The sequence below is a fragment of the Dyadobacter sp. NIV53 genome (assembly GCF_019711195.1).
Lineage (GTDB): Bacteria > Bacteroidota > Bacteroidia > Cytophagales > Spirosomataceae > Dyadobacter.
Map to the genome: position 1 here is coordinate 5,883,749 of NZ_CP081299.1, position 24,219 is coordinate 5,907,967.

Annotated in this window: 18 protein-coding genes; 9 read left to right on the forward strand and 9 right to left on the reverse strand. The window is 42.6% G+C overall.

Annotated elements, in window-relative coordinates; genetic code table 11:
- The first annotated feature begins 11 nt into the window (after window positions 1-11).
- From KZC02_RS24310 to KZC02_RS24350, 9 genes are all read left to right on the forward strand, one after another.
- Window positions 12-1,184, forward strand: a complete 1,173-nt coding sequence (locus KZC02_RS24310) for an efflux RND transporter periplasmic adaptor subunit (protein ID WP_221391043.1) — start codon at window positions 12-14, stop codon at window positions 1,182-1,184.
- Window positions 1,185-1,192: 8 nt separating this feature from the next.
- Complete coding sequence (locus tag KZC02_RS24315) at window positions 1,193-4,372, forward strand: efflux RND transporter permease subunit (RefSeq protein ID WP_221391044.1); 3,180 nt, start codon at window positions 1,193-1,195, stop codon at window positions 4,370-4,372.
- Between the two features lie 69 nt (window positions 4,373-4,441).
- The gene (locus tag KZC02_RS24320; protein WP_221391045.1) at window positions 4,442-5,143 is read left to right on the forward strand and encodes a TolC family protein; all 702 of its coding nucleotides are present in this window, start codon (window positions 4,442-4,444) and stop codon (window positions 5,141-5,143) included.
- Window positions 5,034-5,852: a TolC family protein gene (locus KZC02_RS24325; RefSeq protein ID WP_221391046.1), complete on the forward strand. Its 819-nt coding sequence runs from the start codon at window positions 5,034-5,036 to the stop codon at window positions 5,850-5,852. The genes KZC02_RS24320 and KZC02_RS24325 overlap by 110 nt, the downstream gene beginning before the upstream one ends.
- A 33-nt stretch (window positions 5,853-5,885) precedes the next feature.
- Window positions 5,886-8,006 (forward strand): cbb3-type cytochrome c oxidase subunit I, encoded by a 2,121-nt coding sequence (locus tag KZC02_RS24330; protein WP_229253772.1) that lies wholly within the window; start codon window positions 5,886-5,888, stop codon window positions 8,004-8,006.
- 28 nt (window positions 8,007-8,034) lie between these two features.
- On the forward strand, window positions 8,035-9,048 hold the full coding sequence (locus KZC02_RS24335) for a cbb3-type cytochrome c oxidase subunit II (RefSeq protein ID WP_310590371.1): 1,014 nt from the start codon (window positions 8,035-8,037) through the stop codon (window positions 9,046-9,048).
- Between the two features lie 26 nt (window positions 9,049-9,074).
- Window positions 9,075-9,335: a hypothetical protein gene (locus KZC02_RS24340; RefSeq protein WP_221391047.1), complete on the forward strand. Its 261-nt coding sequence runs from the start codon at window positions 9,075-9,077 to the stop codon at window positions 9,333-9,335.
- Window position 9,336: 1 nt separating this feature from the next.
- A complete protein-coding gene (locus tag KZC02_RS24345; protein WP_221391048.1) occupies window positions 9,337-9,744 on the forward strand; it encodes a cytochrome C in 408 nt (135 codons plus the stop codon).
- A gap of 153 nt (window positions 9,745-9,897) precedes the next feature.
- Window positions 9,898-10,536, forward strand: a complete 639-nt coding sequence (locus KZC02_RS24350; RefSeq protein WP_221391049.1) for an NAD(P)H-binding protein — start codon at window positions 9,898-9,900, stop codon at window positions 10,534-10,536.
- Between the two features lie 31 nt (window positions 10,537-10,567).
- Here KZC02_RS24350 and KZC02_RS24355 read toward each other — a convergent pair whose 3' ends face one another.
- From KZC02_RS24355 to KZC02_RS24395, 9 genes are all read right to left on the reverse strand, one after another.
- Window positions 10,568-11,677, reverse strand: coding sequence for an alkene reductase (locus tag KZC02_RS24355; protein ID WP_221391050.1), 1,110 nt, complete (start codon window positions 11,675-11,677; stop codon window positions 10,568-10,570).
- A gap of 42 nt (window positions 11,678-11,719) precedes the next feature.
- Window positions 11,720-11,983, reverse strand: coding sequence for a 2TM domain-containing protein (locus KZC02_RS24360; protein WP_221391051.1), 264 nt, complete (start codon window positions 11,981-11,983; stop codon window positions 11,720-11,722).
- A 76-nt stretch (window positions 11,984-12,059) separates the two neighbouring features.
- Complete coding sequence (locus tag KZC02_RS24365; RefSeq protein WP_221391052.1) at window positions 12,060-12,677, reverse strand: Crp/Fnr family transcriptional regulator; 618 nt, start codon at window positions 12,675-12,677, stop codon at window positions 12,060-12,062.
- Window positions 12,678-12,832: 155 nt separating this feature from the next.
- Window positions 12,833-14,806 carry a T9SS type A sorting domain-containing protein gene (locus KZC02_RS24370; protein ID WP_221391053.1) on the reverse strand — a complete coding sequence of 658 codons (1,974 nt, stop codon included), beginning with the start codon at window positions 14,804-14,806 and terminating at the stop codon, window positions 12,833-12,835.
- A 47-nt stretch (window positions 14,807-14,853) separates the two neighbouring features.
- Complete coding sequence (locus KZC02_RS24375) at window positions 14,854-15,129, reverse strand: hypothetical protein (protein WP_221391054.1); 276 nt, start codon at window positions 15,127-15,129, stop codon at window positions 14,854-14,856.
- 206 nt (window positions 15,130-15,335) lie between these two features.
- The gene (locus KZC02_RS24380) at window positions 15,336-15,689 is read right to left on the reverse strand and encodes a hypothetical protein (protein ID WP_221391055.1); all 354 of its coding nucleotides are present in this window, start codon (window positions 15,687-15,689) and stop codon (window positions 15,336-15,338) included.
- A complete protein-coding gene (locus KZC02_RS24385) occupies window positions 15,683-16,837 on the reverse strand; it encodes a hypothetical protein (RefSeq protein WP_221391056.1) in 1,155 nt (384 codons plus the stop codon). The genes KZC02_RS24380 and KZC02_RS24385 overlap by 7 nt, the downstream gene beginning before the upstream one ends.
- Before the next feature lie 34 nt (window positions 16,838-16,871).
- Window positions 16,872-22,955: a CARDB domain-containing protein gene (locus tag KZC02_RS24390; RefSeq protein ID WP_221391057.1), complete on the reverse strand. Its 6,084-nt coding sequence runs from the start codon at window positions 22,953-22,955 to the stop codon at window positions 16,872-16,874.
- Window positions 22,956-23,011: 56 nt separating this feature from the next.
- Complete coding sequence (locus tag KZC02_RS24395) at window positions 23,012-24,067, reverse strand: hypothetical protein (protein ID WP_221391058.1); 1,056 nt, start codon at window positions 24,065-24,067, stop codon at window positions 23,012-23,014.
- Window positions 24,068-24,219 lie beyond the last annotated feature (152 nt).

Consider the following 24,219-nt stretch of genomic DNA (forward strand, 5'->3'; position numbering starts at 1 on the left):
AATTCAGTAAAATGAGAAAGCGATTATCATTCCAATTTGCCGGCGAAATACTGGTCACCTGTTTTCCGTTCGTTGCCTTTTTGGCGGCATGTTCCAGTCAGGAAAAACCCCAGGCAAATCAGCCTTTGGTCAGTGTGCCGGTAGTGAGGCTGACATCTGGCAAAGTCACCACCTATCACGATTATCCCGCAAGCATCGAAGCGGTGGCAAATGTTCAGATCAGGCCGCAGGTGAATGGTTATATTGACCGTGTTTTCGTAGATGAGGGCACTTTCGTGAAAAAAGGACAAACGCTTTTTAAAATCAACGAACTGCCTTACCGGGAGGAATTAAATGCTGCAATTGCAGGGATGCATGCCGCTGAAGCATCGCTGATTAACGCACAGATCGAAACCGATAAACTCAAACCTCTGGTCGAAAATAAAGTGGTTTCTGATTACCAGCTCAAAATTGCGGAAGCAACACTTCAAATGGCCAAAGCTAGAGTCGAACAGTCAGAAACGAACATTGCTTCTGCAAAAATCAATCTTGGATATACAACGCTTACTGCTCCTGTAAGCGGATATATTGGCCGTTTAGCCAAAAAGCAGGGAACACTGGTGGCTCCGTCAGATCCGTCGGCACTGGCCGAGATTTCAGATGTTTCTCAGCTGCGTGTCTACTTCTCCCTGAGCGAACAGGATTTTATCAACTTTAAGGCACAGTATCCCGGCAACTCGCTTGGTGAAAAAATCAAACAGGTACCAAAAGTTGATCTTGTTCTATCAGACCAGAGCATTTTTATCCAAAAAGGAAAAATAGACATGTTTGATGGCCAGTTTGATAAAAATACCGGTGCCATCACAGTCCGGGCAACTTTTTCAAATCAACAGGGGCTGCTAAGATCCGGCAACACGGGCAAGATCAGACTGGGTTTGACTCATACAGATGCAGTAATGGTTCCTGCGGCGGCTACGGTGGAAATACAGGACAAAGTATTTGTATTTGCGGTAGATGAAAAAAACAAAGTGAGCAGGCAAGCCATTGAGATTGTGGGCATAAGTGAAAGCAGTTACCTGATTAAAGAAGGGCTGAAAGCCGGAGATCGTATTGTCATGCGCGGAATGGACCATTTGCAGGAAGGACAGACTATTCAGCCACAAGCGCTTAAAACGAATAATGATCTGCGTACAGCTCTCAAATAAAATTTACCATGATCAGAAAATTTATAGGCCGGCCTGTACTCGCTACCGTTATCTCAGTGATCCTGGTCATTCTTGGACTACTCGGACTTAATAACCTGCCTCTTCAGCAATTTCCCGATATCGCACCACCTGCTGTTCGGGTTACAGCGATTTATCCCGGTGCCAATGCAGAGACAGTGTTGAGATCCGTTGCTCCGGCCATTGAGGAATCCATTAATGGCGTGGAAGGTATGACGTACATGAGCTCAACAGCCAGCAACGACGGCTCCCTTGCCATTACCGTGTATTTCAAACTGGGTACCGATCCTGATCAGGCGGCCGTAAATGTACAAAACCGGGTAGCGCAGGCGACCAGCAAATTACCGGCAGAGGTTATTCAGCAGGGTATAAATACGGCCAAGCAGCAAAACAGCCTGATCATGGTGCTAAATCTTTATTCCGAAAATGCGAAAACGTATGATCAGACTTTTCTGGCCAATTATGCTCAGATCAATCTGGTGCCGGAAATAAAACGTATACCCGGAGTCGGACAGGCCATCATACTGGGTTCCAGTCAGGATTATTCCATGCGCGTGTGGTTGAATCCGGCGCAAATGGCTACCTATAATCTGACCCCGGTTGATGTCAGTGCAGCTATTCAGGACAAAAACCTGGAATCGGCACCCGGCAGGTTTGGTGAAAACAGTGAGGAGTCTTTTGAGTATGTGATCAAATATAAAGGCAAGCTCAACAAACCGGAAGAATATGAAAATATTGCGATACGCGCCAACGCAAACGGCTCCGTTCTCAGACTGAAAGATGTCGCAAGAATTGAATTTGGCGCGTATTCTTACGGAAGCAGGGCAAGGGTAAAAGGCTTTCAGGCACTTCCAATCGGCATATTTCAACTGGCGGGTTCCAACTCCAATGAGATCCAGATCCAGATCAACGCGTTTATGGAAAAGTCCGCGAAGGATTTCCCTAAGGATGTCAGATACATGGTCATGTACAATACCAAGGACTCCCTGGACCAATCCATTTCACAGGTGCAGCATACATTGCTTGAAGCTTTCGTACTCGTTTTTATTGTTGTTTTTCTCTTTCTGCAAGATTTCCGTTCCACACTTATACCTGCCATCGCAGTGCCTGTTGCCATTTTGGGAACATTCTTTTTTATGTCCTTTTTTGGTTTTACCATTAACTTACTCACCCTTTTTGCGCTGATCCTGGCAATCGGAATCGTCGTCGATGATGCTATTGTAGTTGTAGAGGCTGTTCATGCCAAAATGCAGAATGAACAATTGCCGCCAAAAGATGCAACCGTTTCGGCCATGAGCGAGATTACCGGCGCGATCATTTCAATTACACTCGTTATGGCAGCCGTATTTTTGCCGGTCGGATTTCTGGAAGGTTCCACAGGAGTATTTTACAGGCAGTTTGCGTTTACGCTTGCCATCGCCATTATGATTTCCGCAGTTAATGCGCTTACACTCAGTCCCGCGCTGGCCGCCCTTTTTCTCAGGTCTCATCATGAGCAGGCAGGCAAAGCAGGCAGAGAACTGACATTGAAGGAAAAGTTTTTTGCAGGATTTAATTCAGGTTTTGATAAACTAACTTCCAGGTATACGGGTATTCTGAATCGCCTGATCCGATACAAATGGGCAAGTATGGCAGGGCTTTTGCTGGTTATTGCCTCGACGGTATGGATGGTTAACCGAACGCCCACAGGTTTTATTCCTCCAGAAGATCAGGGTTTTATCGCAATATCGCTGTCTATGCCCGCCGGTGCTTCATTGGACAGGACAGATAAAGTAATGGCAGAGGCTGAAAAATTATTAGCTTCTTTCGAAGCAACAAAGGAAGTGCTGGTCCTGGGAGGGTTTAATTTTCTTACCCTGTCGGCGAGCCCTTCAGCCGGTATATCATTTGTACTTTTAAAACCAACAGGTCAGCGTGGCGAAGTAAAAGACATTAATGCCATTGTAGACATTGTCAGGACAACATTATCTGCCATAAAAGGAGCTGATTTCTTCGTGTTCACCTTTCCGACCGTACCCGGTTTCAGTAATGTAGACGGTTTGGATCTTGTCCTGCAGGATAAAACGGGCGGTCAGCTTGACAAATTCAGCGGGATTAGCAGCAATTTTATCAGCGAGCTTATGAAGCAACCGGAAATAGCGGTGGCCTTTACCACTTTCCGTGCAGATTATCCTCAGCTTGAAATGGAAATTGACAATATGAAAGCGGAACAATTGAGTGTCGGTACAAGAGATATTCTGGCCACCATGCAGGGGTATTTTGGCAGCGCGCAGGCTTCTGATTTTAATCGTTTTGGCAAATATTATCGGGTGATGGTTCAGGCAGACAAAAAAGACAGGACAAATTTTTCTTCAATGGATGGCATACTTGTGAAAAACAAACTTGGAAATATGGTTCCGCTCAATACGCTGGTCAAATTCAAAAGGGTTTATGGCTCAGAAACTGCTTCACGATATAACCTCTTTAATTCCATCAGTATCACTGCAATACCAAAACCGGGACATAGTTCGGGAAAGGCCATTAAAGCCATTCAGGAAGTTGCTGCTAAACAGCTTCCGGCAGGCTATTCCTTTGAGTTTTCGGGACAAACACGCGAGGAAATTGCTTCGGGAGGCCAGTCAGTAATCATTTTCGGCCTAAGCCTCGTGTTCATATACTTTCTGCTTTCCGCCCAATACGAAAGTTACATTCTTCCATTGGCAGTTATTTTTTCTATTCCCAGTGGTATTCTGGGCGTGTTTTTAGCGATCGGTTTGACCGGTATCGAAAATAATATTTATGTACAGGTTGCACTGATCATGCTCGTGGGCCTTCTGGCCAAGAACGCCATTTTGATCGTAGAATTTGCCGTCCGGCGCCGCCATGCAGGTTTGTCTTTAACAGCCGCCGCGATTGAAGCGGCAAGGCTTCGGATCAGGCCTATTGTAATGACCTCCATTGCATTTGTGGCGGGGTTAATCCCGATGATGTCAGCCAGCGGTCCATCAGCTCAGGGCAACCATTCGATCAGTATCGGAGCAGCAGGAGGAATGATTTCCGGAGTAATCCTGGGGCTTTTGATCATACCCGTTCTGTTTGTTGTTTTCCAGGCTCTGCACGAAAAAATATCAGGAAAGACGGTTTTTGTAATTGACCCGCCAACAGATAATTATGAACTAAGCACTGTTTAATCAGGCTGGTTAGTTGTTTTTTTAAAAGCTGAGGACGAAAATTCGGTTAAAAGCACTAAAGGAATCAAAATGAAAAAATTTACCTCAATGCTGATATTTCTGCTGATGTTAGGTGCAGGCAGTTGTAAAATATCGAAGGATACGCCAAAAGTGACAGCAAACCTGCCCGATCATTTCAGGGATCAATCCGATGCCGATACGACCAGTATAGCAGACCTGCCATGGAATACGTTTTTTGCCGACACCATTTTGCAAAAACTGATCATGAGCGCGATCGAAAAGAACTATGATATGCAGATCGCATTAAAAAACATGGAAGCCGCGCAACTGATTCTAACCCAGGTCAGGTCCGGTTACTTTCCCCAGGCCAGCTTACAATTGAGCTCCACCAGCAGCCGACCCTCGGATAATAGTCTGAATGGTTTAAGCCTTAATGAGTTTCTGGGATCAAGCCACATTGAAGATTATACCGGCGTAGTAAATGTATCCTGGGAAGCCGATATCTGGGGTAAAATCAGGAACCAGCAGAAGTCCTCACTTGCGGCATATCTTGGAAGTATGGAAGCCGGAAAAGCGGTTCAGACTCAAATTATTTCTTTGATAACCAAGGGGTTTTATAATCTGATGATGCTCGATGCGCAACTGGCAATTGCCAGAAAAAATGTTGCGCTCAACGACAGTACACTGGAAATTATCAGGCTTCCAGTTCAATGCAGGTCAGGTGAGTTTTCTTGCTGTACAGCAGGCACAGGCTCAGCGGCAACTGGCTAACCAGCTAATCCCGCAGTTTGAGCAGGGAATTCACATTCAGGAAAATGCTTTAAAAATTCTGACGGGAGAACTACCTGGCAATATAACCCGCTATCCTGCATTTGATCAACTGGCAATACCTGAGAAATTATCGGCCGGAATACCTTCCGGTATTGTCAGCCGCAGGCCAGATGTTAAAAGCCGTGAACTCGCGCTGGTTACCGCCAATGCTAACATCGGTATAACGAAAGCGAATATGTATCCGGCCCTGAGAATCACGGCCAGTGCAGGTGTAAACTCAATCATGGCAAGTAACTGGTTTAATGTACCTGCGTCATTATTTGGTGTGGTTGGTGGCAGCATCATTCAGCCTGTTTTTCAACAGAAACGGCTCCGGACCCAGTACGAAGTGGCGCAAGTGGAGCAGCAACGGGCTGTGGCCGAATTCAGGAAATCAGTTTTAAATGCAGTTGGTGAAACCTCTGATGCGATGATCAGGATCGAAAAATTAAAGAAGCAGGAAAATATCACATTACTCAGGGCTGAAAACCTTCAGCAAGCTACTAAGAATGCCCGGATGCTTTTTCAAAATGGCATGGCCAGTTATCTGGAGGTAATTATTGCCCAGGGTAATGTCCTTCAGAGCGAGCTGACCTTAAACAGCATTAAAAGGGACCGGTTTCATGCCGTTATAGATTTATATGCTGCACTCGGTGGAGGCTGGAAATAGGAGCACATTGATAATTTAAAGATTCTCTATCTTATGAAAATAGCTCATAAAATTCCAAAAGCAGTACTACTGATTTTCGCTGGTATCCTGTTGAGCGCAGAAGCTTACGCACAGAAGTCAATGGACGAGACTGCCATTCCTGAATTTATTTCTTTGGCTGTACTGGCTATTGCCATCTGCGTATTGCTGGTGGCATTGATGACCAAAGAGATGATCATTCAAGTTAGAAAAGCGCAGAAACCTAAAACATCTTCCGACTTTGATAAGTATCTTAAAAATTTGAACAGTAGCCAGATAGCTATTTTTTTGAAAAGTAAGGAAAACGAAAAAACGCAGGCTTTCAAGGGGAAAATATTAATTCTTTTACTTTTTACGTTGTTTTTTCTCTCAAATACAGCTTGCGCACAGACAACATCCGGATCTGGTTCTTTACCCGGTCATACCGGGATCATCATCACTATCATCCTGTTAGGCATTCCGGTAACAGGCGGAATATTCCTGTTGTTTTTTAGGATTTTAAGTGTTTTAAAAAGATACAGTAATATCCAGGCTGCCGCCGAAGTACAACAGTTGAAAATTTATCTCAAAAGTATTCAGGATGAAGCTTTGGAAACCGGATTGCGTAAAAGAAAAGCACAGCTGGATTACAGATTGACGAACACTGAACTTGCAGGATCGCTATCAGCCGAGGATGAAAAAGGACTTTTAAACAACGTGGCCAACCATACAGCACTGCCTTTTGTCGCCCGTAAGAAAAGTGCACAAATTCGCCCGAAAGTGGATCCTGAATTATCCCGGCTCATACTTTGGTATTTCGGATGTGCCACTTTCTGGCTTGTTTTCGGAACGACGGTTGGCGAATATGTGGGAATAAAATTTGTTGCACCCGATGCGGACCACGTTAGCTGGCTGAGTTTTGGGAGGCTGCGTCCTGTCCATACTAACGCGGTTTTCTGGGGCTGGGCATCGCTGGCCATGTTAGGTCTGGGGTTTTATGTCGTGCCGCGAGTGAGTAACGCCAGACTTTTCAGTACGGATCTTGGCTGGTATGCGCTGGTACTTATCAATTTTTCGGTGCTTGCCGGTACGCTGTGCCTGATGGCAGGTATTAATAACGGAGGCGGGGAATATCGCGAATACATCTGGCCGGTAATGCTGCTGTTTGCGGTTGGTCTTGTGTTTACCTTGTACAATTTTCTCAAAACCATTGCAGGCCGCACAACCAAAGAAATCTATATTTCCAACTGGTATATTGTTGCTTCTATCATTTTTGCCATTACGATTACGGTTGTCGCTTACTTACCATTCTGGCAGAATGGATTGGGCGAAACTATCATTCAGGGTTATTATATGCACCAGGGAGTTGGCATGTGGTTTATGCTTTTCACGCTGGGCATAGTTTATTATTTTCTGCCGCAACAGCTCAACAAACCCATTTATTCATACAGTTTAGGCATACTGGCTTTCTGGGCACAGATTTTATTTTACACCACCATCGGTACGCACCATTTCGTTTTCAGCTCTATTGCGTGGTGGCTGCAAACGGTTGCCATTGTGGGCAGTGTCGGAATGATTGTTCCGGTTGTGGCGGGCACGACCAATTTTCTGATGACCTTCAAAGGTGTTTGGTTCAAAGTACCGGACAGTTACACGCTGCCCTTTTTCCTGACGGGAATCGTTTTTTATTTTACTGGTTCATTACAGGGAACAGCCGAGGCATTCCGGTCCACCAATTTGATGTGGCATTTTACTGATTTTACTGTGGCACATTCCCACCTTACGATGTACGGGATCATTTGCTTTTTCCTCTGGGCCGGTATTTACGCCCTGGTACCGCGGCTGACCGGGTTTGAAGCCCCCCAAATAACGGTTGGGGCACATTTCTGGCTGGCATTGATCGGACTGATGTTTTACACAATACCATTGATGTACGGAAGTACGCTTCGGGGGCTGATGTGGATGGAAGGAAAGCCGTTTATCGACAGCGTTATTTTCATGGCTCCGTTCTGGCTTTGGCGCGCGATAGGTGGCAGTCTGATGTGGCTTTCTCATTTATTTTTTGCTTACAATATGTACCGGATGATCGTCTTCAATGGCAGCATCGACATTAGGGAAACAGCATTTGAAGCGCTTGCCAGGGAAAATAATGCTTAACCAACACAGATATTTTTTTACGCTACGCATGATGGATTTTTTTGATAATCACAATAAATTATTTGGCGCAGCCTTTTTGTTATTTTTAGTTTTGACGGTTTTCGTTGCACTGGTGCCGGCCGTCAGTAATGAGAAAAATAATGCACCGCTTCCAGGCTTTGAGCCATTGAACGATGATGCGGCAAAAGGAAAGGCATTGTATGTAGCCAATGGCTGCGTGGCCTGCCATACCCAGCAGGTAAGAAATGTGGATATGGATAAAATGTGGGGAAAACGCCCGGGGATCGCTGCGGATTATGCGTCGAATGAAAGGACTGACCTATGGCGCAACACGGCTACACTCATGGGGACGGAACGTACGGGGCCGGATCTTACGTCTATCGGCACGCGTCTGCCAGGCAAGGAATGGAATCTTATACATTTATTTAACCCGCGTATTGTTGTAAAGGAATCCATTATGCCCGCTTACCCATGGCTTTTTGAATTGAAAAAAGAACCATCCGAAAATGATGTAGTTGTGATAGTCCCGGGAAAATACACCAGTCAGGAAGGTACTTGGGTAGCAAAAAAGGAAGCATTACAACTCGTTGCCTACCTCCAATCGCTGAAACAAACCGAATTGCCAGGTGGAGCTATGCAAGATTTTTTATACAAAAAAGAAATAAAAAAGGAATTAAATACAGATACTGAAACAAAGAATGTAAATGCCGGCCCTGACGGTTCTGCCTTGTATGCAACTCATTGTCAGGCATGCCATCAGGCTCACGGGGAAGGACTTAAAGGTGCTTTTCCAGCCTTGAAAGGAAGTGAAATTGTGCTGAACGAGAATCCTGAACTAATGCTGAATATCATCATCAATGGCTATGATGCCCGGCAGGAATTTGGTATTATGCCGGCGGTGGGGAAAAATGCAGGTTTAAAGCCGGATGAGATTGCAGCCATTATGAACCATGAGCGAACTTCGTGGGAAAACAATGCAAAAAAAGTAACCGGAGAACAGGTAAAAAAGCTGATGGACGTCATCAATCAATTGCCGAATTAATAGATAATCAATCGAAAAATATTACCATGAAAAGTCTCGTCTTTATATTCTTGTTGATTTTAATGCGGCTGGCCTCATTTGCCTGTCCGGTTTGCGAGCAGCGACAGCCGAAGGTTTTAAGTGGAATTACCCACGGCGCGGGCCCGGAAAGCAACTGGGATTATGTCATCATTATAACAGCCTCTGCCATAGTTGTTATTACCCTATTCTTTTCTGTAAAATGGCTGATCAGGCCGGGCGAATCTGCCGACGACCACATCAAAAGATTTATTTTAACCAACCCCTGAAATGGAAGACAGAAGCACCGTTTTTATTTTCATGGACGATGATAAAAAGCCGATTGGGGAGTTCGCTTCTCCTGTGAATTTTGAACTGGATACAAGGAAAATCGTTGATGGAAAGCATGTTCTGAAAATCGTCAGCAAAGATCCGACGGGCAAGGAAGGGGTCAGGCTGATTCCTTTTGAGGTTAAAAACGGCCCTTCCATAGCCATAGAAGGAATCAGGGAGAATGCAGTTGTAGATGGTATTGTTCCTTTGATGATCAATGCATACGGAAAAGGAGACCAAAAGAAATTTCTGATCTCCGGAAGCGAAACGCCTCAAAGTATTCCTGCCTTTTTCTGGGTTCTGCTAATCGGTTTTGCGGGTTGGGCGTTGTATTATCTGATCACGTACTTATCGTTGAGGGAATGAAATGGTTTATAGCTTTCGGCTTTCGGCAATCGGCTTGGCGTTCCCATTTTTTGGGGCCGGTTTGATTAAACATTACTTGAAATTTGCCGTTTCGGTATTGTTAAAATTATAGGAGGAGGCACTGTTTACTTAATTTTTGAAGAAAATAAAAATATGAAAGCATTGATAATTGGAGCAACGGGAGCAACCGGAAAGGACCTCGTAAATGTATTGTTGCAGGATCCGGACTACAAAAAAGTGGCCGTATTTGTGCGACGTTCCATTGGAATAATTCATCCTAAATTATCTGAACATATTGTTGATTTTGACAATCTTGAAGAAGTATCGGAGTCAATCAAGGGAGATGTTTGGTTCTCATGCCTGGGTACGACCCTGAAAGCCGCCGGCTCCAAAGAAAAACATTGGCATATTGATTATGAGATTCCGGTCAGGTTCGCACAAATCGCTAAAAGAAACGGGATCCGCAATGTAGTGCTGTTATCTTCCTACGGCGCTTTGCCAGAGAGTACTGTGTTTTATTTAAAAGTCAAAGGCCGGTTGGAAGAACAAATCGCCAGTCTCTCATTTGATAAGTATATCATTTTCAGGCCCGGGATTTTGCTGCGAAAAGATACCGATCGATTCGGAGAACGGTTCGCTGCCGGGTTGTTGAATTTTACAAATCGACTGGGATTGTTCAAGAAATTCCGGCCAATGCCGACTTCAACACTGGCCGGTAAAATGGCAAAAGCACCCAAAGTTCTCAACGCCGGAAAGCAAATTATCGAACGGGATGAAATTTTCGGATTTTAACTTACCTATAGATTCTATTTCTTCAGATCTGTTAAACCATTACAGTCTCTTTATAAGTTTCCCAATCCGTATAACCATGCGAACCCAAACCGTAATGCAGCTCACGCTTTGGCGGAGTTAGTTTCCAGTTGTTTTGTAAACGTTCTACTAAATCCGGATTGGATATAAACGGTTCTCCGAACCCCGCAATATCAATAGTTCCAGCATTAATCAGCTTTTCTGACTTTTCCCTGTCCATACTTCCAGCCAGAATGATCACGCCATCATACCAGGAGCGAAAACGCTCTATGAATCCGTCAGGTAAAGCATGACTTCCTTTCGATTGCTGATCCATAATATGGATATAAGCAATATTTCTTTTTGCTAATTCTTTGGCGAGATATTGGTAAGTTGGTTCTATCTCTTCGTAATGCGGCAAATCCCCCAAACCGCCATAAGGTGTAAGCCTGATTCCAACTTTATCTTTGCCTATCGCTTCGATACAGGCATCAACTGTTTCCAGTAAAAACCTTGCCCGGTTTTCTACATTTCCACCATATTCGTCGGTTCGGTTGTTGACAAAAGGATTCAGGAACTGCTCGATCAGATAACCGTTGGCAGCATGCAGTTCTACTCCGTCAAAACCTGCTTCGATGGCATTTTTGGCCGCATTGGCAAAATTATCTGCAACCTGCTTTACTTCATTGGTTGATAGTGCCCTGGGTTTTGATGAAATTACAAAACCTTCGTTTCCGTTTTGATCAAATCCCCAGGCGAAAGAGGTAGCTGCCTGAATATCCGACGGGCCAACAGGCGCTATTCCACCGGGTTGATTGGATGTATGCGAGACCCTGCCTACATGCCAAAGTTGTGAGAATATTGTACTGCCATTTTCGTGCACAGCCCGTGTAACTTTTTTCCAGCCTTTTACTTGTTCAGGCTTATATAATCCCGGAATGTACAGCACACCTTTTGCGGTGTCTGAAATCGCCGTTCCCTCCGTTATAATCAATCCTGCACCGGAGCGTTGAGCGTAATACAATGCGTTGGCATCATTAGGAATACCGTCTGCATTTCTTGCCCTTGTCATCGGTGCCATAGCAATGCGGTTTTTTAGTTTCAAAGAACCGATCGTCGCCGGTTCGAAAATATTGGTTGTCATCTTTTTATATTGTAAGTGTTCAATTGGTTATTTTTTTGATCATTATGCGGTTGCATGTATTTTGCTGCCGATCCACAATTTTATCTTTTGAAAGGTTTCTGATTTGGATACAATTGCCCGCAGGAAATGCACCTGAAGGCCTTTTGTCCATGCTGCTACTACCCAGTAATGCCATTGGAAAGTGCTGCCGGTGAGATGCCAGACGAGCCAGATGGCCGGAGTCACGAGAAGGAAAACAAGTAAGTGGGTCCTGAAACTTTTTTTCGAGTTGAGGTATCCCAGTATGAGTAATATGTACTTTTCCATTGCAGTATCGTTTTGTTTTGATACTACAAAGGTGGGCTGTAAAGTGAAGGCGAACCTGACACAAATGTGTCAAAAACTATTTGTGCGTAATTTTCTGACGAATGCGTGTAAGTGATTGGCGTTCAATACCAAGATAGCTGCAAAGGTGGGAAAGCGAAATCCTGTTGAAAAGGGTAGGGTGCTGCTGGATAAAATCAAGGTAGCGCTCTTCTGCTGTTTGAAATACAAAACTCTCAATTCGGGCTTGCTGCTGCTTCAGAACTTCTTCGGCAATTAACCGCCCGTATTTTTCAAAGTTTTGCGACTGCCGATATAACCATTGAAGGTCGTCAAACGACAAACAAGCGAACGTCGTTGGTTCCAGGCATTGAATCGTGTATTTACTTGGTTTCTGAGTAACAAATGCAGGATAATGAGTGGCGTAGCTGCCCTCGGGATAAAAACCAACGGTTCTTTCATTTCCATCCTTATCCACATAGAAAGACCTGATCAACCCTTTTGTTACAAAACCTAGCAGCTTCTGGGTTTCACCGGATTCCAGAAAAAAGTCTTTCTTTTTTAATTCTGCAAGTTTGAGTTTGGATGCAAATTGAGAAAGCTCATTTCCGGTAAAAGAAGGACAAACTTCCTTTACCGAATTCAGGAAAAAATCGGTTTCTAAATCTGTTATATGTTTATCATTTGACCACACCATATTTGAAAAGGCAGGAAAAACCTGAATGAGTTATACCTGATATCTATGTTTAGATTGTTCCAGCAGACGATGGATTGCTAATTAATAACAAGATACAAAATATATTGAGGTCGCCCGATACAGGTAACGGCAGGGTAGAGAAACTGCCGGCTTATTTATTCCTTTATCATTTTAATGGTATATAACTTTTCATTTATTGAAGTTTTTAATAAATATACCCCCGATCCAAGCTGTGGCAGATCGTTTAATAATACCGTTGATTTATTGATATTTCTTAATTTTTTGGTATACATTTTTTTACCATCTTTTGCATAAAGCGTCACATTATCGCTCTCTTTAGTATCAGTTACATTTAGAATTTCCAGGGTAATGTTTTGAACAAACGGATTCGGGTATGCACTTACCACCGGATCTGTTTCTTTCAGTTTCATATGAATAACAATAATGACGGAATACATTTGTTTGCCATCAATATCTACCTGGCGCAACCTGTAATAAACTGTTTTGGCATGAAGTGATAATGCGTCACTGTCTGTAAAATGATAATTGTTGGTTTCAGAGCTGTTGCCAGAAGCTGGAACAGAACCTATATCGGTAAAAACCTTTCCATTTAAAGAGCGTTGAATAAAATAATTTTCAGCACTTTCTTCCATAGCTGTTGCCCAGTTCAGCAATACTCCTTCGGCAACCTGCCGGCCTTTAAAATAAATCCATTTTACCGGGAACGGATCTCCCGGCCCGACTGTGGTTTTTGCTTCACAGGAAGTTTTCATTGCTTCAATATTCCCAACATTGTCAGTAGCAATGATGTAAAAACAATAATTGGTACTCCATTTGCCGTAAAAAGTTGTTGTTTTGGTGGTTAACCCCTGCAAATGCAATTGATAGGGCCCATCATTTTCCGAGACATATAAGCTGTAATCATGGACTCCCGATCCATTTTTTTCATCTTCTCCTTTCCAGGACAATACAATTGCGGTGGAATCCGATATTTCGGGTAACGGCGTAAGTGTGCTGACAGGCGGTTCGGCATCTATTACATTGGTAATTTCAGGCGTTTCAATGGAACTGTTGGCGTCAAATACAATACTGGCTTTTGCATGAATCACATCGCCGGTAACTGTTGGGCTCGCAGCCTTGATCAGGTAGGTAACATAACCTTCACCAACTGCGGTGCTGTCATTTACAGGTAAAAAGCCCAGCGAAGCATCTGCGGGAGGTAATCCGGTATTGGCGTCTTTTGATTCAAATATCCAGAAAGCCTCTTTTTTTACAGCGTCAATCCCTGCGGTAACATCTACTACAACTCCCAATGAATCAGTTACATCCAGGCGTGTTGAGTAAAACGTTTTGTCAAGTGGTACGGTAAAAGTCAGGCCGGCAAATCCAAAATCCCCCAAACGCAGCGAGTAAGGATTTACGTTAGCATCCAGCGGATGATTAATTTTTACAACCTGTGCCGGAGCTGTTGCGAAATCAGGATCATTTTCAAACCGGATCATGTACGATTGCTGTTTGGATTTTGCAATCATTTTTTTCGGTCCAAAACCAACCGGGCCAACAATGTCATTAGGGTCACGGGAGCAAACGATTGGGACGAATATTACATCTCCACCAATGCTCGCCGTACAGCCGGTTACCGTATCCGTAGCAATTACAGATTGTTTTCCGGATGAACTTACACTGATTGTTCCATCTGGCCATGAATATTTATATCCACCCGATCCACCCGACGCTGATGCTGTTAAAGTAATAGTAGGCGGTTTGGCATTGTTGCAGAATTCTGTGGTACCAAGTCCTGAAAGGCTAACTTTTAAGTTATTGGAAGGGTTGTTTATTACAAAGCTTTTTGAAAAAGAACATTGCGTGTCTTTATCCCTGATAGTCGCTGTGTATGCTCCCTCAGATAAATTATCAAATGTTCCTGAAGATTGGAATGCATTTCCGTTAATTGAATATTCCAGAGCCAGGCCCGTTGCAGTTGTATTGACGTTTATTACAGCTTTTCCATCCGGCTTTTTGCAGCTGGTAACGTCGGTTGTGGTTACGGTAATTTGAGCGTAAGTTGAATACGAAAAATTAATACTAAATAGCAAGATCCAGAAGCCTTTTAAATATGCTCTATTCATATTCTTACAATTAAAAGGGAACCACGTATTAAACATTACTGTTAATTCTAATTTTTGATAAAGTCTTGAATTTGCTGTTTTAGCTTAGGGTCCTTTGTATTAAATCCTAACTGTTTAATGCTATTTTTAGCAATTGATTCTATTCTAATATTGCTTGTACTAAGTTTTGATTGTAAATATTGGAAAGTTTTTATTCCACCTATATTACTTAAAAGTGATAGCATACTTAAATATATATCGGGAACTTCTAGATAATTATCGACTCGGGTTAATATTTCTTGTTCAGTTACAATTGGATTAACTGAATTCTTTAAAACTGACAAAGAAATTTTCTTTAAAATATGATTTTCGTTCTTGTCAATTATTTCAAATAGATATTTGTTTTGAGTTTTAGAATCATCATTTAATAGAATTATTTCTGCATTAACAACTTCACCCTTATTTAATTTATGTTCAATTATTTGAAATAATCTATTTGTTTTATTACTAGAATCAAGATCTTTTAAATTCAGAGATATAATTGTAGCTTCTATTTCAAAAAAATTGTTAAATAAGGATCTGTTTTTTTTTCATATATTTTAGAGATTTTACTTTTAATCTGGTTATTAATTTCTTTTAATTGTTGAACTAAACTGTCATTATTCTTAATTCTTATTTCTTTTATAAGACTCAATGCATTATCGAAGTTGGGATGTTCTGAAAACAATTCCTTTCTTAAAGAGTCTATCACTCCTATCTGAAATCTATTATCTTGAATGACAGATTTAAAAAAAATATCATTATTTTCGTTACCATATGATAAATGTGAATTTGCATAAAAAAACACAAACAAAAGTTTGACAAATTGTCTATAACGACCCATATTGATATTTAGTTTTACCATTGTTTTCCTTGGTTTATGCCAGTTGGATCATATGACCAATCAAGTAAATCAAATGTAGTTTCAATAACTGCATGTTCAATAGCTCTGCATTTAGCTTCTTCATATCGATATCCTGCACTGTTACTAATAGAATAATCATCATTTACTCCAACGATAAATCCAAATGAAATTGCATCAGCATTTGAACTTTCCCAATTGTCCGGGTAAGTATCATTATCAGTGTCATTGGCAGCAATAGGACTTCCTCCAATGCCCCACCATCCTTCCCACAATACAATATGGTGACTTTCATGCGCCACTGTCTCATAAAAAGTATGCAAACCTCTATGTCCGGTCTCATCATTATGACCAGATGACAATGAAGAAATTTTTGTTACTCTAGTAATCGGATTTGTTACAGCGTACCCGCCCAAACCGCTATCATATATTAAAGTTGCAATTCTTTCATGCGGAATAAATTGATTCCAGTAATAAAACCAATTAGGTTCGATTCCTAATGTATTATTCGTTGCATCTTTGGTGAAAAAAACTTTATTTTTATTTGTAATGTCCATTGAATTACAATCCTGAATTACCATTTTTAATGTCTTTTCTCCAAAATCAGAATTGTTGTTAGGAAGCCCGGTATATGTAGCTTTAGCTTTGAACGATGTACCAGAATAAACAGCTATACCGCCAGGTTGATCCCAAGTTAATGCAGAAGTTCCAATAGCACCTATTTCAAATTTTATTTTGCCTGCAAAATGGTTTCTGACAACATCAATATTAGGGCTGACAGTAGCCTGGAATTCAATATCTAATTTTCCTGGAGACACTGTATTAAATCTTACCTTAACGTTACTTAACGGACTAATTAATTTCACTTCGGCTACATATACAGTTACCTCATCAATTCTTTTAAAACTAAAATCCTGCCCAATTACAGTCACTTTATACTTTGTGGTTGTCGTAGGATTTACGGTTGGATCTGACTTGTTTCTATCCGTTAGTCCTGGTGCTGCATCCCATAAGTAACAATGTCCGTTATCGGTTCCTCCGATTTGAACAGATCCTCCTTTACAAATGACCTTATCCAGCCCAGCTTCGTTTTGAGCATAAGTTACGTAAGTCAGTGCCAAAAAAAACAATATTAAATAAAGTCGTTTCATATTAACATGTATGATTCTTTCCATTTAACAAATCCTATTCATTTGATTCAACCAGCATAAACCCCAGCGCTGTCAAAGCCTTCGAATATACGATCACCGTTCCGCTTGCGCCGGGCCTTAATATCTTATCCGGGCCGTTTAGTTCGTACAGATTGAGGGTCAGTTCCTTTACATTTCCCGCCAGATCGGACACATTAAATCCAATGGGAGCACCGCCAAGGCTGCTTAATCGGATGACCGGATTGATAATATCTGTATTACCCGAATTGGTATATTGAACACTCAGACTGATAATATTGGACGGGCGCGTGCTGGGAGGTGTTACTACGTTTGTAACCAGGTTGGCTGCTGTACCTGAAATTACTTCAAATCCGTTGCGTAAAACCGTGGAATCTCCTTTGCTGTTTTTAGCAATTACATCATACTTGCCCAGGCTGGCCCCATCCAGGTTGAAAGTCGCATAGATTTTTGTCGGATCGGCAATTTTCATCCAGGTGGATTGCGTAGACTGGTTGCTTTTTCGCAGGCTGATACCGGTAACATCGCCCAGTTTTGAACCGCTGACCAGTATCGTAACCGGGCCGTTGTTGCCGCCTTGATGTGAATTAACCGACCTGATCTCAAAATTCAGCCGTTCTGCCAGTAAAGTAATTTCCTGGGTGTTGACTGCTCCCCGGATCGTGGTACCGGTTACCAGCAGATAATAGGTTCCTGCTTTAAGCTCCGGTATCAATACTTCCTGGTTTCCTTCATATGGGCTGGCAAAAGAATAGTCGTACACTGCCCGGCTTGGGACCTGGTTATGGCGCAGATACATTTCATTGGCACCATTTAAAGAATCGCCTTTCAGGGAAACAAGAAGCGTTTCGCCTGTCAGAGATCCGTTTACTTCAATTCTGTAATAGATCTCCTGGCCGTTGTTCATTGTCTTTGTGGTCGCTACCTGAATCGGCAGTTCGTTAACAGTAACTTTCACCTTTTTTGAGGAAGCCAGATTGTTATTGTTATCATTTTCTTCGTACATATTGTTGAGTACGTCGGTATATACCAGCACATAATAATCTTTCAGCGAGGCACCTTTGAGTTCACCGGTAAAATTGTGCACAACTTCTCCGTCAGGATCAATGAAAACGCCTGCGGTCTGTGACACCAGCAATATGTCGTTTACATCCCTTGTTTTATCCTCGGAAAGATAAACTGCGTCCTTCAGATAACCATTTGCAGGAAACGCCCCGATATTTTTCAGCTTCCACTGTATCGTAATACTTTCACCAACAATAGCTGTTTCGGGTACCTGTATTTCAGAAACGATCAGATCTGAAATAGGAGCCTTTGCTACCGACATGACCGAACTGGCCGTATTATTCTGCTCCGCCAGATATTCCGCTAAATTGTCATTCGCATCTGTTTTAAACAAAATGTAATAATTCCCCAGCGCATTTACCGGCAGAAATACCTGGATAGTATCGCTGTATTGTTGTCCGGGTTGCAATGAATCCTGCCTTGCATAAGTGGCCAGTACAGCATCCGAATAATCTATGATGGCATCGGTAGAGAAATATATTTTATCAGTCCATGACCTGGCAGCAGTAACCCCGGCACCTATATTTTTTACCGTCCATCTGGCTGTAACGGGTTGTCCGGCCTGGCCGCTGGACGGAATAGTAAAAGCGGTAACTTTCAGGTCGGAAGGCAGTACCAGTTCAATTTCAATTTTTAAAGGATCTCCGCCATCGCCCTGTGTTACCAGTTTTGCATTGTTGCTCCGGTCGACATCATTATTAAAATCCGAATCGTCCGTTACCAGCAATAAATAGAAGACTCCTGATAAACCGTTGGGTAAGATGGCAGTCTGCTGATTGGAGTAGGACTGGTTTATGCCCAAAGCACCCACATGGACATATTCTTTCATTAAAACATCATCATCCTTATTCCAGGTCATATCCCTCGACAGATACAGCGCATCGTTCCAGCGGGTTTGAATGGTGGTGGCTTCGCCCTGGTTTTTTACCGACCACTGAACGGTAACTTCTGTGCCTGCACTGGAAACTTCCGGAGCTGTAACGGCTGTAACGGCAATATCAACAGGCGGATATTGTTTTACATGAATTACTTTACTCCGTTTTGCATTATTGCCTTCATCGCTGAATTCGGGAACCTGATTGCCCGAGTCAGTCACAACATAAATATAATAACTGCCCAGGCCAAACCGCGAAGGAATGATAATACTGGTGTTTACCGTATAGGATTCATCCGTCGAAAGCGTTCTCGACTGCAAAAACTCTCTCAGAAAAGTAGCCTTGGTAGAGTCCCATTCGGTTTCAGCAGATATATACACTTTATCAATCCAGGAAATATTGTTTATCTGCCTGGCTCCTTTATTAATTGCCGTGTAGGAAAGAGGTACCGGTGCGCTGGCAAAAACAGAATCAGCCGTGATGGTAACTTTGGAAACCTGCAGATCGGCCCATGTGTTCAGGTTGATTTTAAGCGGGGCTTCACTTCGTGTTATATTATTTGAATCTTTCCCTGCTTCATAAACTGAGTTGGTATAGTCCGTTTCAACATAAACATAATAATTACCCGAAATACCAATGGGAAGAGTGACCATGGCCGACTTACTTACCGTTTTTCCAGACGCAATATTTCCGGTATTGTATGGAAGACTTAACAGCTGCTCACTTTTGTTTTTATCATAAACCGAATCCAAAGAAATAGAGATCCTGTCGGTGATACCCGTCGTAATTAAATTTGCCTCTGAGTTGTTTTTTATTTTCCATTTTACTTCAACCTGCTGTCCGGAGGTTTCTTCCGCAGGGACTACCAGATCGGTAACGATCAGGTCAGGAGTCAAAATATTTAATGATTTGGGTGTTCTTTTGTTGTTGTTGCTTTCCAGGTCATATTCGTAAACCTGTTCGCCTGCATCGGTAACCACATATAAAAAATACGCCCCGGTCAGATCATTAGGAGTAGGCACTGTCAGTTCTCTGTCGTAACCATCTCCTGCTGCCAGTGCAACCGGCCTGCCAATTCCTGAAAGATAAATAGCCGAGTTTTTTACAAATGTTGAATCCTTCGACAAATAGATATTGTCAACCCAGTTACGGTCCTCGGTGGAAGAGCCGCCTGCGTTTTCTACCCGCCACTGCACTTTTATGCTTTCCCTGTTACTAACGTTTAATGGCGTCACAGTCAAACTTGTAACAGCCAGATCAATGGGTGGCGTAAGTATAATATTGATGCTGTCACTTCTTGTCGAATTATTGTTTTCAAAAGCATGCTCATAAACGTTGTTGTTCACATCTGTTCTGACAAACAGATAATGTTTTCCGAATTCTGCTTCCGGAAGTTTAACGGTTTTAGCAGACGTGTAGTTTTTACCCGGATCCAAAGCGCCGCTATGAGAAAAAGTGCCCAGATAACTCGCGGTGGCAAGATTCAGGACCGAATCTTTTGAAAGATAAATGTCATCATTCCAGTTTTCTGCTTTTGTCGATCCCGGGCCGGCATTACTTACTTTCCAGGTCACACTCATTTCCTGGCCCGAAAACACAAAGTTGGGAGGAACGATGGAAGTCACCCGTAAGTCCGGCGGCGGTGTCAGCTGAATCGAAGCGGTAGTTTTGCTTACCGTAGTATTATTGGTCTGGTCCGTTTCGGGCAGGCCGCCATAAGCGTTAGCGATTACAAATACATAATAGTTGTTGCTGATACCTTGCGGCAGCACAAAGGTGCCGGTTTGAGCATAACTCTCATTCGATTTAAGTTCGCTTGCATTGGCTATCGCGCCTAAATGAATATCCGTTCCCTGATCAAAAACTTCGTCGGTGGACAGGTACACATCATCGTACCATTGACCTTGCAGCGTACCACCAATACCGATGTTTTTTACCTGCCAGTTAATACTGAACGATTGTCCCGAAAACCCGGACGCAGCAGGTGTAATTTCTGAAACAACAACATCAGGAAGGTGACGGGGTTTAAAGGTCTGTACAGGGCTTTCAATTTTGTAACAGGCTCTCTTTGCGACTATTTGCCATTTGTATGTTTTGTCATACTGGATCAGGCTGGTGTTGTAAACAATGTAATTGATTGCAGTTAAATCGGTTACGGTTGGCGTTGCCGGTTTTTCAGCGGTGTCCTGCCAGATATAAAGATCGTACGTAACGGCATTGGGAACCGGAAGCCAGGAAAATGTGATGGGCAATTCGAGATCGCTGTTACCGTCTTCAGGAAGCATTCCGTCAAAAGTTCCTGTAAGCGGCTGATCGATTACTGTCACGTCCAGCACTTTTACGGAATCGGCACCGGCACAAACTCCGGTATATTTCACCTTAATCCTGTAAGAACCAGTGTTTGTCCAGTCTATTGATGCATTAAATCCATCCACATCCAGATCTCCGCCACCGGAAAGGCTCCACACGTATTTTGATGAATTCTGCTCATAGTTATTGAGTTTGTATGTCTTTTTTTCTAAGCAGGTTACAGTATCTCCGGCAATGGAAAAAACCGGTGGGACAGCATTGATGCTTAATGCAGAATTATTGGATAGACTGTTGCTTTGCGGAGCACTTGCCACTACCCTGACCCGGTAAGCCGTTCCAGCCGAAACGTATGGAACGACCGCCTTTATTGTGCCTGAACCAGTGGAAGCCAGTGTACCGATATTACGTGGCGAGCTAAAACCTCCATCTATGTCGGAAAGCTGTGCAGTAAAAATATTTCCTTCTGAAAAAGCGCCGTTTACGGTAAATGGTACTGAAAGATTACTTCCGACGCATATATTTTTATCAATTTGCCCAACTGTAATAAAAAGGCCGGAAGGCGGTTCCATCCTGAATGCATTGCGGTTCAGGATACTCCAGATGCCGTTTTCGTCCCGGGCTCTGATGAAAATAGAATGGTCGCCGAGGGAAAGTGTGTCACCTTCAATCTCAAAAGCAATGTTTTTTAAATCAGTTGCCGGTGTTACAGCAATTGATTTACCTTTTCCAAAACCCGGATCTCCGTCTATAAAATATTCAACCCTTTGAATTTTGGATAAATTCGTTGGGACGGACAGGCTTTCTATATAAAATGACCTTTTGTTTGTAAGACTCCAGCGACCTTTGGCATCCTTGAACCGCGTAAAAAGCTGGTGAAAACCCTTGGTTAATGTGGATATATTAACAACAAAGCTGACGTTTTTCAGATCGGTGCCGGCTGTAACGGAAATGGAGGTTCCTTTATCAAAACCGGGGTCCAGGTCAATAAAATATTCACTTTTGACAATTTTTGCCGGTGTAGTATTATTTAAACTAAGGTCTTCCTTATAGAACGTACGGACAGGAGATAAGCTCCAGATGCCTTTTTCATTCCTGAACCGGGTATATATACGGTGAAAACCAGTGGCAAGTGCAGTGAGATCAATAGTAAAGGAAACCTTGTCAAGCTCAGACGATGGCGAAACGGTAATATTGGTTCCTTTTCCAAAACCGGGATCAGTATCAACGAAATATTCCCCCTTGTTAATCCTGGCTGGTGAGGAAGAGTTGGTTGTCAGGTTTTCCTTATAAAATGTGCGGGCAGGGGACAGGCTCCATTTTCCATTTTTATCCTTAAAGCGGACAAATAATGCATGAAAACCATTTCCCAGTGAAGTAATATCAAAAGCAAATGAAATTTTGTTCAGGTCCGTTCCGGGTGTTAACGGTATATTTATTCCCTGTCCCATGCCAGGATCAGAATCTACAAAATACTCACCTTTGACAATATTTGGCAGTGCCGGCAGATCGGACCCGAAATTTTCCTTGTAGAAAGTCCGCTTATTGGTAACAGACCAGCCTCCTCTTTTAACTTTGGTAGAATCATTGATTTCAACTTCGTAAGGTTTCACGAAAGACCTGACGAACAGATTATGGAAACCTAAAGCCATATCCTTGATGTCAACCGGAAAGGAGGCACTGACATCATTTCCAGAAACAAATGATACACTTTTACCCTTGCCAAAGCCAGGATCTTCATCAATATAATATTCAATCCGTACAACCTTCTGAGCCTGACTGGCAAAAGGAAGCAGGCAAAAACATAATGACGCCACAATGACCTTAAAGAGGACGGGCAAAAGTCTGGTCATAACAAATCAGTTCAACAATTATCTGTCAAATTAAAATACCGGGAAAAGATATGCAATCAGTTATTTGACCTTACTTTAACTGTAACGTCAATGGGGTCGGTGGTGCTTCCTATGGGTTGGTTTTCAAAAGAATAAATAGCAGGAACAGGGGGAATTCCTGAAAGTTTATATGCCGAATAACCACCAAACATTCCGCAGTCGATAGGGTTGTCGGAAGTGCTGCCATAGCCTCCGCCAATAGCGGGTGAGCCTGCTTTTAGCGTCCAGAACGCATCGGATGAGCCCGTTTGCTCAAAAACTTTGGTCATGTCAACATTGGATTTATTTCCATTGCCTGTTCCAAACTGTTCTTTAGATCCAATGTTGTTGGAAATTAAATTTCCGGTACCTTCGAAAAATCCTGCGTACATGATGTTGTTGCTAACGCTACTGTTATACGAAGTTACTTTTCCCCGTCTGAAAATGTTGTTTTGGATCAGTACAACAGCGCTGGTATGAATACTTATTACTGTGCTTTCAGTGTCGTCCCCAAGGTATGCCTGAACCCCCAGATAATTATTTGTAATTAAAACTCCAGCCGAAGCATACTGGACATTTACGATTACACCAAAGTTTTGGGAGATTATTATGTTATTTACCGGCAGGGAACTGTTTCTGTTGTCGTAATATAGATTTATAGTGCCAACGCTCCAATCCGGATTTTCCCCGTTTGGTGTGCAGAACTTATTCCTTTTTATTACTATATCATTGCAGAATACATTGATACCATTGGCTGCAAAATCAATACCCAGTACTTCGGAGCCTTCCGAACCGGCATTGTAAGAAATTCCGTTTACAATGGCCGTTATCGCAAACGCCTGTAATCCTGAATTCTGATCCAGAAAAAATCCCGGGCCAATGATGACCAGTTTCTTCGTGGAGTTCAGTCCGCCATAATTATTCGGGGAACCTTCCAGATGTAAAGTGTCGCCGGATTTAGCACCGTCATGTGCTGCTTGTAATGTAGTGAAATCAGCTGTTATTCCATTGTTGTTGTTCACTCTCCAGATTTTGGCATTTGAACATAAAGAAACCAGCAGACACAATCCGAATAAAGGGAGAAATTTTTTCATGTAAGTTGAGTATCAGTCATTAATAATTAAAAGTATACAGACTTTTTTATTAACAAAAATAATTTTATTGACTTTCTATTTCCTGGTACGAATACTTATTGAACGGTAAGAAATATACTTTTTTATGACCAGATGAGAAGCTTTTGGCCGGA

Excerpts from the sequence above, each read along its gene's own strand:
- KZC02_RS24310 (WP_221391043.1), top strand. The coding sequence starts at position 12 with ATGAGAAAGCGATTATCATTCCAATTTGCCGGCGAAATACTGGTCACC.
- KZC02_RS24315 (WP_221391044.1), top strand. The coding sequence starts at position 1,193 with ATGATCAGAAAATTTATAGGCCGGCCTGTACTCGCTACCGTTATCTCA.
- KZC02_RS24320 (WP_221391045.1), top strand. The coding sequence starts at position 4,442 with ATGAAAAAATTTACCTCAATGCTGATATTTCTGCTGATGTTAGGTGCA.
- KZC02_RS24325 (WP_221391046.1), top strand. The coding sequence starts at position 5,034 with ATGTTGCGCTCAACGACAGTACACTGGAAATTATCAGGCTTCCAGTTC.
- KZC02_RS24330 (WP_229253772.1), top strand. The coding sequence starts at position 5,886 with ATGAAAATAGCTCATAAAATTCCAAAAGCAGTACTACTGATTTTCGCT.
- KZC02_RS24335 (WP_310590371.1), top strand. The coding sequence starts at position 8,035 with ATGATGGATTTTTTTGATAATCACAATAAATTATTTGGCGCAGCCTTT.
- KZC02_RS24340 (WP_221391047.1), top strand. The coding sequence starts at position 9,075 with ATGAAAAGTCTCGTCTTTATATTCTTGTTGATTTTAATGCGGCTGGCC.
- KZC02_RS24345 (WP_221391048.1), top strand. The coding sequence starts at position 9,337 with ATGGAAGACAGAAGCACCGTTTTTATTTTCATGGACGATGATAAAAAG.
- KZC02_RS24350 (WP_221391049.1), top strand. The coding sequence starts at position 9,898 with ATGAAAGCATTGATAATTGGAGCAACGGGAGCAACCGGAAAGGACCTC.
- KZC02_RS24355 (WP_221391050.1), bottom strand. The coding sequence starts at position 11,677 with ATGACAACCAATATTTTCGAACCGGCGACGATCGGTTCTTTGAAACTA.
- KZC02_RS24360 (WP_221391051.1), bottom strand. The coding sequence starts at position 11,983 with ATGGAAAAGTACATATTACTCATACTGGGATACCTCAACTCGAAAAAA.
- KZC02_RS24365 (WP_221391052.1), bottom strand. The coding sequence starts at position 12,677 with ATGGTGTGGTCAAATGATAAACATATAACAGATTTAGAAACCGATTTT.
- KZC02_RS24370 (WP_221391053.1), bottom strand. The coding sequence starts at position 14,806 with ATGAATAGAGCATATTTAAAAGGCTTCTGGATCTTGCTATTTAGTATT.
- KZC02_RS24380 (WP_221391055.1), bottom strand. The coding sequence starts at position 15,689 with ATGGTAAAACTAAATATCAATATGGGTCGTTATAGACAATTTGTCAAA.
- KZC02_RS24385 (WP_221391056.1), bottom strand. The coding sequence starts at position 16,837 with ATGAAACGACTTTATTTAATATTGTTTTTTTTGGCACTGACTTACGTA.
- KZC02_RS24390 (WP_221391057.1), bottom strand. The coding sequence starts at position 22,955 with ATGACCAGACTTTTGCCCGTCCTCTTTAAGGTCATTGTGGCGTCATTA.
- KZC02_RS24395 (WP_221391058.1), bottom strand. The coding sequence starts at position 24,067 with ATGAAAAAATTTCTCCCTTTATTCGGATTGTGTCTGCTGGTTTCTTTA.